At 68.0% G+C, this 1,295-nt stretch carries 1 protein-coding gene and 1 pseudogene; both read right to left on the reverse strand.

The features are described 5' to 3' along the window. A pseudogene (locus Q1W68_RS15035) lies at positions 1–161 on the reverse strand (enoyl-CoA hydratase); the annotation flags it as partial. A gap of 10 nt (positions 162–171) precedes the next feature. After that, on the reverse strand, positions 172–1,149 hold the full coding sequence (locus Q1W68_RS15040; RefSeq protein ID WP_300651975.1) for a tripartite tricarboxylate transporter substrate binding protein: 978 nt from the start codon (positions 1,147–1,149) through the stop codon (positions 172–174). Between the last annotated feature and the right edge of the window lie 146 nt (positions 1,150–1,295).

Consider the following 1,295-nt stretch of genomic DNA (forward strand, 5'->3'; position numbering starts at 1 on the left):
ACCGCCACCCGCACGCTGCGGTCGGTGCTCAGCTGGCGGTTGATGGCCGCGAGCTGTTCGTACATGGCCCAGGTCATCGCATTGCGCGCCTGGGGTCGGTCAAACAGCACCGAGGCCACGCCGGCCTCGATCTGCAGGCGCACCTGGCCTTGGTCGGTCATGCGTCGGCGCTCAGCTGTCGATCGTGACCTTGGCGTCCTTGATCACCTTGGACCACTTCACCTGCTCGGTGCGGATGAAGTCGGCGAACTGCTGGGCCGAGCCGCCGCCGTCTTCGGCGCCGTAGAGGTCCAGCTTTTCCTTCACGTCGGGCATGGCGAGCACCTTGTTGATGTCTTCGTTCATGCGCTGTGCCATGGCCGGCGGCATCTTGCCCGGGCCCACCAGCCCGTACCAGGTGGTGGCCTCGAAGCCGGGGAAGCCGGACTCGGCCATGGTCGGCACGGTCGGGTGGCCCGACGCGCGCTTGGCGCGGGTCTGCGCAATGGCACGCACCTTGCCGCTTTTGACGTGTGGGGTGGCCGCGGTCATCGTGTCGAAGGAATAGCCGATCTGCCCGCCCATGAGATCGGTCAGCATCGGGCCGGAGCCCTTGTACGGAATGTGCAGTGCGAACACGCCGGCGGCGAGTTTGAACGACTCCAGCGCGAGGTGCTGGGCCGAGCCCTGGCCGGCAGAGCCGAAGGTGACTTTGCCCGGGTTGGCCTTGCACTGGGCCACGAGGTCGGCCACGGTCCTGGCGGGCTGGTCGTTGTTGCAGATCAGCAGGTTGGGCGTGACCCCCACCAGGGTGAGCGGTGTGAAGTCGCGGTCCACCACATAGCCCAGCTTGGGCATCAAACCCGGGGCCAGCGCGTGGCTGTTGATGTGGGCCATGAGCAGCGTGTTGCCGTCGGGCGCGGCCTTGGACACCATGTCGGCCGCGATCACGCCCGACGCACCGGCCCGGTTTTCCACCACCACCGTGAGGTTCCACATGCCTTGCAGCTTCTGGCCGACCAGGCGCGCCAGCGCGTCGGTCCCGCCGCCGGGCGCAAATCCCACGACGATGCGCACCGGGCCGTTGGGCAAGGTCTGGGCTCTCAGCATGGGTGCGGCCAGGGTGGCTGCGGTGGCCGCCGTGGCGGTGACGAAGGTTCTGCGTTGCATGTTGTCTCCTGTTGTCGTGTGGGTGTGGAACGCGCGGGGGATCGGTGAATGCGGGGCGGCTCAGGCGGCCTTGCGCAGGGGCACGGCGGCGGGGTGGCTGGCGTAGTAGTCCATGAGGGTCTGCACACCCGAGCCGGCGAGCTTCA

Source organism: Hydrogenophaga sp., assembly GCF_030158645.1.
In the GTDB taxonomy this organism is placed as follows: Bacteria; Pseudomonadota; Gammaproteobacteria; order Burkholderiales; family Burkholderiaceae_C; genus Hydrogenophaga.